General features: G+C 33.2%; 1 protein-coding gene. It reads left to right on the top strand.

Going from position 1 to position 322, the window contains the following annotated elements:
- The coding region (gene gerD / locus FE392_RS22495; RefSeq protein WP_319931907.1) for a spore germination lipoprotein GerD at positions 1 to 322 on the top strand (322 nt) is incomplete at both ends.

The following is a 322-nucleotide window of genomic DNA, read 5'->3' as shown; positions in this document are numbered from 1 at the left end:
GCATGCGCAAAAGGAAAAGAAACGAAATCCGAACTAGATTACGATCAAACCAAGAAAATGATTGTTGATATTTTAAAAACAGATCAAGGTAAGAAAGCTATTCAAGATGTATTAACTGATGAAAAAATGAAACAAACACTCATACTAGATGAAACAGTAGTAAAGAAAACGATTGAAGATGCACTGGTATCTGAAAAAGGGCAACAATTCTGGGAAAAGCTCTTTAAAGACCCTGAGTTCTCATCGAAGTTCGCTAAAAGTATGGGGAAAGAACAAACAAATTTAATGAAAACTTTACTAAAAGATCCTGAATACCAATCAG

It is taken from the genome of Xenorhabdus santafensis (assembly GCF_033949405.1).
GTDB classification, from domain to species: domain Bacteria; phylum Pseudomonadota; class Gammaproteobacteria; order Enterobacterales; family Enterobacteriaceae; genus Xenorhabdus; species Xenorhabdus santafensis.
The sequence above is the reverse complement of the archived record's forward strand: the minus strand, read 5'-3'. Positions and strand labels throughout refer to the sequence as shown.